The organism is Mycoplasma sp. 613B (genome assembly GCF_054343485.1).
On sequence record NZ_JBTGVH010000027.1, the window covers coordinates 1 to 9606 of the forward strand.

The 9606-nt window shown below is 23.4% G+C and carries 4 protein-coding genes; 1 reads left to right on the top strand and 3 read right to left on the bottom strand.

What is annotated here, in order from left to right; genetic code table 4:
* Positions 1–52: 52 nt before the first annotated feature.
* Together ACXX87_RS03860 and ACXX87_RS03865 are read right to left on the bottom strand one after the other, a co-directional pair.
* The gene (locus tag ACXX87_RS03860; RefSeq protein ID WP_458573305.1) at positions 53–2755 is read right to left on the bottom strand and encodes a cation-translocating P-type ATPase; all 2703 of its coding nucleotides are present in this window, start codon (positions 2753–2755) and stop codon (positions 53–55) included.
* A complete protein-coding gene (locus ACXX87_RS03865) occupies positions 2739–4358 on the bottom strand; it encodes a CTP synthase (RefSeq protein ID WP_458557480.1) in 1620 nt (539 codons plus the stop codon). The genes ACXX87_RS03860 and ACXX87_RS03865 overlap by 17 nt, the downstream gene beginning before the upstream one ends.
* Before the next feature lie 98 nt (positions 4359–4456).
* Between ACXX87_RS03865 and ACXX87_RS03870 the strand changes: the two genes are divergently transcribed.
* On the top strand, positions 4457–7564 hold the full coding sequence (locus ACXX87_RS03870; RefSeq protein WP_458573306.1) for a hypothetical protein: 3108 nt from the start codon (positions 4457–4459) through the stop codon (positions 7562–7564).
* A gap of 22 nt (positions 7565–7586) precedes the next feature.
* Here the strand turns inward: ACXX87_RS03870 and ACXX87_RS03875 are convergent, their stop codons facing one another.
* Complete coding sequence (locus tag ACXX87_RS03875; protein ID WP_458573307.1) at positions 7587–9470, bottom strand: hypothetical protein; 1884 nt, start codon at positions 9468–9470, stop codon at positions 7587–7589.
* Positions 9471–9606 lie beyond the last annotated feature (136 nt).

Here is a 9606-nt window from a genome sequence, read left to right on the forward strand (position 1 = left end):
TTTTCTCCTTAAATAAAAACATAAATTTGGTGTCCCAAATTTATGTCCCTGTTTAGACTTTAAGTTTTTTATTTACAAATAGTTTAATTAATTTGATAAATTCAATAAAAAATGTTGGTACTAACCCAAAAATAAATGGTAATGCAAATATTCAATTATTAAATGAATTTACATATACATTCATATTAAACACTTTGGAAAATTCTGGTATGTAAGTAACTGGTAAAAGAACAACAAAACTAATTGCAAAAGCTAAAAGAACAAATTTTAAATCATTAAATTTTTGTTTAAATAAACTTTCATTACTTCTTAATATAATAGAATTTAAAGATAAAATTATTCCCATAGTCATAAAACAAGATAAAGAAGCAAAGTTTAATGTTGATAAATTTTCTGCAGCTAAGATTGTTTTTATTTCATTTAAATTTGCTACACCACTTTGACTATAAGCACCTAAATAAAATGCTAATAATGATAGTGTTGTTGACAAGATGGAAAGTAAAGATATTTGAATTATCATTTCTTTAGTTAAGATAGAAGCATTTTTATGATTTGGTTTTTTATTCATTAAATCTTGTTTTGGTCTATTTAAACCTAGTGCAATTCCTGGGAAAGTTTCAGAAATAACATTTATTCACAAAATTTGTAAAGAAGATAAAGGATTTATACTAAAAATTAAAATTCCAATAAAAGTAGTTAATAAAGCTGTTAAATTGGTTGTAAAAAGGAAAATCATTAATCTTTTTATGCTATATAAAATACTTCTTCCTTCTTTTATAGCACTAACTATTGTTGAAAAATTATCATCTGTTAATACCATATCTGCAGCTTGTTTGGAAACATCGGTCCCTGTTATTCCCATAGCACAACCAATGTCAGCAGCTTTAAGAGCAGGAGCATCATTTACTCCATCACCTGTCATAGAAACAACTTTATTTTTGGTTTGTCAAGCTTTAACAATTCTGATTTTATCTTCAGGACTAACTCTAGCAAAAACTGCATTTTTTTCTATGTTTTCATTTAAATCTTCATCGCTCATTAGTTTTAATTCACTTCCACTTAAAACTAAATCTTCATCGGATTTTACTATGTTTAATTGTTTTGCAATAGCATAAGCTGTGTTTGCATAATCACCAGTAATCATTACAGTTTTTATTCCGGCTTTTTGTGCAATTGCAATAGAACTTTTAACCTCTTCTCTTGGTGGATCTATCATCCCTATTAATCCAACTAATGTTAAATTTTGTTCCACATTTTTTGAACTTAAATCATCTGGTAATTTGTCTCATTTTCTAATTGCTAATGCTAAAACTCTTAAAGCATTATTAGAAAATTCGATGTTTTTATGTTCTATTTGATTTGACAAATTGTTTGCAAGAGCAAAAATAGAATCAGGAGCTCCTTTTGTAATTGAATAAATATTTTCATTAATTTTTATAAAAACAGTCATCATTTTTCTATCTGAATCAAAAGGAATTTCGTTTATTCTTGGGTGTAAACTAGAAATTGAATCTTTAAAAATTTTATTATCAATTCCATATTGGATAATAGCAGTTTCAGTTGGATCTCCAATTAATTTGTATTCCCCTTTTTCATTTATAGATGAGTTGGCATCTGTACATAAAATAAAATATTTAACAAAGTCTTCTTGTGAAAAAGTGTCATGTTTAAAGGTTTGTACAACCTTCATTTTATTTTGGGTTAATGTTCCTGTTTTATCGCTACAAATTATTGAAACATTTCCTAAAGTTTCAGCAGCTGGTAATTTTTTAACCAGAGCATTTTTATTTGATAATCTTTTAACTCCAATAGATAAAATAACAGTAACAATTGGTACTAAACCTTCTGGTATAGTTCCGATAGCTAAAGTTATAGCGATAACAACACCTTTTGCTCAAAGACTTCAATTTCCTGAAGCAACTACAAAAATATAAATAAAGAAAGTAATTACACATAAAATAGCAGAAAAAATTCCAATTTTTTTACTTAAATTTTCAAGTTGTTTTTGGAGTGGGGTGAGTTTTTCTTTTTCTTGATTTAGTAATTTAGCAATGTTTCCTAATTTTGTTTCCATCCCGATTTTTGTAACTAGAATTTTTGCTCTACCATTTATAACATTTGTGCCAGAATAAACTTCAGTATCTTCGGTTTCTTCTCAGTTAAATTCTAAATTAGATATATTTTTTTTAAAAACACTTAAAGATTCACCTGTTAAAATCGATTCTTCAACCTCTAATTGAGCAGAATTAACAATAATTCCATCAGCTCCGATAGTATTTCCTGCTTCAATTAGTAATATATCTCCAACAACAATGTCTTTTGTATCGATAATTATTTCTTGTCCGTTTCGAATTACTTTTGATGTTGGAGAACTTAAACTAGCAAGTGATTCAATAGATTTTTCTGCTTTATTTTCCTGTATTAAACCAAATATAGCATTTAAAATTACAATAAAAAATATCACAAAAGGTTCTACAAAACTAATTATAAATTCTATATGATTCTTATATTCATAATGAACTATCGCTTCATAAATAGCAATTCCTAAAGCTAAAAATGCAGCAATAATTAAAAGAATAATCATCGGTTCAATAAACTGTTTTAAAAACTTAATAATTAAAGGTGTTTTCTTTTTATTTTTAAGTTCGTTTACACCGTATTTTTCTTTATTTTTAGAAATTTGTTCATGATTTAAACCTTTATTTAAATCAACGTATTTAAATGTATTTTGTAAAGAATTATTTTTGTTTTCCATTATTTCTTTCTGCTGCTTTTTCTACAAAAGCACTAAATAGTTTATGTGGATTTAGTGGTCTTGCATTGAATTCTGGATGATACTGCACACCAATATAAAAATCTTTGCTTTTATCTTCACAAGATTCAACCAGACCTAATTCTGGATGATAACCTGAAAAACTAAAATTTTCATCTTCTAATTTTTCAATAAATTCATGTTGTATTTCGTATCTATGTCTATGTCTTTCAAAAACAGAAGTACTTTTGTAAAATTTAGCAATTAAAGAATCTTTTTTAAACACTGTTTCAGATTCTCCTAATCTTAAAGTTCCGCCCATTTGGTCTTTTTCATTTTTACCTTTTATAAAATCTAAAACATAAACTTCTTCTTTGTTGTTTGTAGCAAATTCTTTAGAAGTTGCGTGTTTATAACCTTTTAGACGTGCTTGAGCAACTGACATTGCTTGCATACCTAAACAGATACCAAAAGTTGGAATATTTTTTTCTCTTGTATATGTTGCTCCTAAAACTTTTCCTTCAAAACCTCTAATACCAAATCCAGGTAAGATAATTACACCATCAGCATCATCGAGTTTTTCAGATATATTTTCATTAGTTAGAATATTAGAGTCAACATATTCTAGTTTTACTTCATATCCTTTATCAAATGCAGAAATTTTAATAGCTTCATTTATTGATTTATAAGCATCGGAAAAACTGGTATATTTCCCAAGCATTTTGATTAATAATTCAGCTTTTTTTTCTTTATTAACTTTGTTAGCAAAAGTTGTTCATTTTCTTAAATTTGGTTTTATATGTGTAATATTAAAGTAATCTAATATAATATTAGCTGCGTCTTTTTTTTCTAAATATAAAGGCATTTCATATACATTTTTTAAATCAGGAGCAGAAATAACATTTCTTGGATTTAAAAATGTAGTTTTTGCAACTTTATTTAAAATAGTGTGATCAACTTCGTCGTTAGATCTTAAAAGTATCATATTAGGTTTTATACCCATACCTCTTAATTTGTTAATAGAATCTTGTGTAGGTTTGGTTTTAAAATCACCTGATGTTTCAAGAAAAGGAACATAAGTTACGTGAATGAAAAAAGTGTTTATTCCGTTGAATTCACTACCCATTTGTGCTATTGCATAAATAAACGGATTTGATTCAATATCCCCTACTGTTCCACCTATTTCAACTATAACAAAGTCACTTTTATATTTTTTTTCTATATTTTTAATTATACTAATTATTTCATCGGTAACATGTGGGATATATTGAACGGTTTTACCATCATAATATCCTTCCCTTTCTTTTTCTAAAATATTTCAAAAGATTCTACCACTTGTAAAATTGGAATCTTTTGAAAATTTTTCATCAATAAAACGTTCATAGTGACCAAGATCAAGATCTGTTTCTCCACCATCAGCAGTTACATAAACTTCTCCGTGTTCGTAAGGAGACATAACTCCAGGATCCACATTTAAGTAAGGATCTAATTTTAAAACAAAAACACTAAAACCTCTTGATTTTAAAAGGTTTCCGATTGAAGCAGCAGAAACTCCTTTTCCTAATCCGGAAATTACACCACCTGTAACAAAAATAAATTTAGACATTTTTTCTCTCTTTCATACTAATACATTTAATATTTAAATTATACAAAAATATTGATATTTTGTTTTTGTAAAAATAAAAAAATATTTATAATTTAAATATGAAAAACAAAACTAAAAAAATTATATTATCATCAATAGTGCTTGGTACTATTGCGGCATCTTCTATTGGCGCAACTTTAGCAATAGTCCTTAATAAAAACAAAAATAAAGAAAGTATATTTTTAAAGGAAAAAATTAAATTTAGCAGAACAAAAGATAAAGTTTTTATATTTCTTCCTAATTCTTTTAAAGAATCAATTAAAGATATTGAATTAACTTTAAAAGAAAAGCAAACAGATTCTAAAACTTATGTTTCAAAAGAGTTTACTTATTTGAATAGCAAAATTGAAGTTTTAATTCCTTCAATTTTGCAAGATAAATCTTCGTTATTTATCGATAAACTCTTTATAAATAAAGAAAATATTTCATTAAAAAGATATTCTGATACAGAAAGAGAAATTATATTTAGTGAAGAAAAAAAAGACCCTGAAGTTCCTAAAACAGACCCTGATACACTTAAACCAGAAAATCCTGGGGAAAAAGATGTAATCGAGAATCCAAATAATGGTACCATAAATAATGTTCAAGATCCAAATGATAAACAAGAACCTGAAATTCCTGATTCAAATGAAAATGATGACTTTGTAATTTCATCTTTAGAAATTTTAGAAAAAACAGATGAATTTGTAAAACTTAAAGTAAATTTTTCTAAACATTTATTAAAAAATGTAAAAAATAAAGATTTTCAAATTGAAATATCTGGAAAAATTAAGGATAAACAATTTTTTAACTCTCAAGAATATATTGAAAATTCCGATTCAGTTATTTTTGATTTATCAAATTTAGAGTTTAGTGAAAACTATTTAATTAATAATATTACTTTAAACAATAAACCACTAACTAGTTTAAATTCAGCACAAAAAATAGGAAATAATTGAGAAAATTCCGAAAATACAAGTGATTTCATCTTTCAAACAAAAGAGTATTCTCAAAAAATATCTTATGATAGTATAAGTTATCACATTGATGAAACAAATCCAAATCGTTTATTACTTTCTTTTAACAATGTGGAAAAACTATTTGAATTTACAGAAAGTGAATATATTGGAAAATTAACATTAAAAGATAAAACAAATTCAGACACAGAATTTACGGTAGATATTTCGATTAGAAAAACAGAAAATGAAGGATTAAAAAATATTCCTATCACAATTAGTACAACAAGTGATTCATCAACTTTTGACTATGAAGATGGATTTGAAATTCCTTTAAACGCCAACTTAGAAATAGTGGATTTTAAAATTGATAGGAGTGGTTTAGTTTCCGTTATTGAACCGAGAATTTCTATTTTACCAAAAGACGGAATAAATAAAGAATTTAGTTCTAAAAGAAGTTTTAGTAAATTCAAAAATACTGAGTTTAATTTAGAATCTAATAATAACTTGAAAGTTAAAACAGAATTAGAACTTGTTGATATTGATCAAAGTAATTTGAATGATGTCAAATTGGAATTTATATCTAATTTTGGTGGTTATTGAAAAATAAATGCAACTAAAGTCAATGATAAATGAGAAGCAAATATTCCAAATTATAATTATTATGGAAAAATTTCTTTAACTAAAGTTTTTGTAAATAATAAAGAAATTCAATTAGATTATTTACATAAAGGAGTCCTTAAATTTAATAATGATAAAAATAGAGAAGAAAATGCACTAATAAATTCTGTAAATATTACCGAAAATAAAGAAAATTCCTTTATATCTGATATTTCTGTAAATTTTAATAATAGTGAATTATTAGATCAATTTTCTTTATTAAAACCAAGACTTGAAATTTTTGATATTAATAATCAAACTCAAATTATTGAACCAAAATTCCTTTATAAAGATAAAAATAATTATATATTTAGCACTTATTTAAAAAACAATGTTAATTATAAAATTAAAAAATTAAGTTTTGGCACTCAAGATTTTAATTTTGAAAATTCATTTACAAAATCAAAGACATCTACACCAAAAACAGAAATAGAATTAAATGAAATAATTAATAATATTTCTTCTTTAAATTTAACAAAAAAATACTGAGCTTCTGGAGCACTAAAATCTTTAAATTCAACATCTGATTTTATAAAGATAACTGACATTAATAAGATTAGAAATTTTGATGATTCAATAGAAATAGAAGTAAATAAATCGTCTTCTGAAACAGAAATTGATGAAAGAAACGGTATTTTAAAATTAAATATCAAATTAAAATCTGGATCAAATTATTCAATTTCTAAAAAAATTACAATTAACAATTTATATAATGTTAATTTCTTTGAACATTTTAATCAAAGTAATAGTTATTTTGAAAAATTAATTTCAATATCAAATAAAGGTTTAACTAAATCTACTTTAGATTTTGACAAAACATTTACTGAAGTAGAAACTAACGATTTACATTATTCATTTGGAAATCCAACTACTTGAGTTGAAATAAAAGATGAAAAATTAAATGATTTTTTAAATATTGATGAATCGTTAAAAAGTTATGATAGTTCAAAACTAAAAATATTTTTCATCAAATTTAGAGATCAAAAAAATTTATATGATCCACATATAACTTCTGCATATGCAATGCAAGGCTTTATGGAATATAAAATAGGTTTTTGATTCGATAATTTAAACGAAAATAACCCAGAATCTAAATATAAGAAAATTTATGGTCCTATGTTAGTAGGTGGATTCAACTTTGATAATACATCACAAAGTCTTTATTTAAACTTTAAAGAAAAAATTGAAAAATTTTCAACAGAAAAATGAGATGAATTTAATAGTTATTATGGATTTAAAAATCCTGAATCTGTTGATTTAGATAATTTAATTGCTGAAATTAATCAAATTTCCAGTAAAGAAGAAAGATGAAATAAAATTTTAGAGTATACCAAAATAAGTAAATTGTTATCTAGTATAACTGATTTAGTTAAAAATTCATTTAATTCTCCAATTTCAAAAGATTTTTATAATATTCGAGTAGAAACAGCAAGCAAAGAAACTATTGGAGAAAATAATTTTCTTAAATTAAAAGTTGTTTTAAAATCTCATTCCTTTAATAGAACTATTCAAAACAACGAAAATAATAATATAGGTAATAATTTTATTGATATATTATTCTTAAAAAGATAAAAACTCAACTAAATTGAGTTTTTTATTTATTAATTTTAAATATTCTTCCAGAGTTTAGATCTTTAATTATAGAACCGGATAAATTTTCTGGTAAATTATCATTTATATAGAAAGTTAGTGTGTTTAAATCTGTATATCCTTTATATTCTTTATCGTTTTTTACTATTGAAAATAGGTGATTTAACTCGTTATTTAGATAAGTATTTGGTAGTTCAAAATGTAAATAAGTTGTATTATTTATAGTTTCTCTTTTTAAAATATTAATATTTGTTATATTATTTTCGAATGTTGAAATTTTAGTGATTTTATTATTATCGAAAGGAATAAGCATATGGGAAGCATTATTAATAAATTCTATTGAAGATAAATAATATGTTTTATTAGCTTCAAAGAAAGAATCATTTAGCATAATTTCTAGTTTGTTTTTATCTATTAAGTGTAATATTTTTTCTTCATTTGTAGTAATATGATTGTTTTCATCTATTACAACAAAATTTGCTTTTATTTCTGAATTATTTGTAGTTTCTAAATTATTTTTTAGTAAAATGTTTAATTTATTTTCTTCTTTTTGAACAGTAATAAGATTGTTTGTTTCTATTTTATTTTTATTAAAAATAAACTTATTTTTATTTAAATTAATTTCAGTATTGGAATATTCAACTTCAATAAAATCTTCTGTTTGAAAAGAATTTTTAAATTGAAATAATACTGCTTTTTTATTTAAATCTACAACGTTGAAATTATTAACTTCTTCTAACAATTCTTTATTTTTATTATAATGTTTAATTTTAAAATTTTGAGAACTTAAATCTATTCAATTATTTGGATCATTTATAAAAAGTAAAGAACTTTTATTTGTTACAAAAGAATTTTCAAACGAAACTTCTTTATTTTTCGCTTTATAATAATTTTTTATAGTTTCACTAAAATCTTTATAATTGGCAATAATTTTATTTTGTTCATTTGAAGAATTTGCAATTTCTAATTGTAAAATATTTCAAACATATTTATCACTTAATTGATTTAAATCAAAAGAAAGATTTTTTTCTTCAATTGTTCCTAATATTTTTTTAATTTCATTATTTCTATTTTCAAAAATTAAAGAAAAATTATTAAAATTATTTGGATTTTTTATATTTTTATTTAAAGTTTCTAAATTTATAATCAGTTTATTTTTAATGATTTGTCCAAAATTTAAATTTGAAATAGTTAATTTTTCTTTATTTATTTCTAAAAAATGATTATCAATTAAATTATCAGTGGGATTAAAATATAATTTTTTAAGTAAGTATCTTCCTTTTTCTAAATCATTAGGTATATCTATTTTAAATGAATTATTTAATATAGTTATGTTTTTTGTTTTGTTTATATTTGTATTTTCGATATTTTCTAAAGTATAAGTTATAGAATTACTGTTTAAAATATTGGTAAAGAAAATTTCTAATTCCCCAGTTTTTTCCGTATTTTTGATTTCAAAAAAAGGAAAATTAATTTTTATATTTTCTGTTTTTTCAACAAGTGTAATGTCGCTTGGTATCTGAATGGAATAACTACCTTTTTTTGGAATAGATAAATCATTTATATTTATAACTCAAAAATTATCATTGTTAATTTTTTTTCAAGATGCTTTAAAAGTAATGCTTTCGTTTTGTTCATTAGTAAATTCAATTTCTTTGGCTGAATTGTTTGTAGGTTGATTATCTTTAGTTTTTAGAAAAATTTGTCATCCATTGGTGTTTTTAGAAATACTAAAATTAGTTGCTTCATTTTTTTTAATATCAATCTTTTGATTATTTTTATGTTTTAAAACAATAGCAGTTGTTCCTACAGCAACAGGAATTCCGATTGCAACAATTGGTAAAGCTATAAATAATGCTTTTTTTGTTTCTTTTTTATTTTTAAACATTTTTCTCCTTTTGATTATTTAAAAATTACTATTTATAAATTATAAAACTAATACAAAAAAATAAAATAACTTTCTTTATTTTTTATTAAAACAGAAATAAAATGTCACCCCCCATTCCCAATATAAAATGTCACTT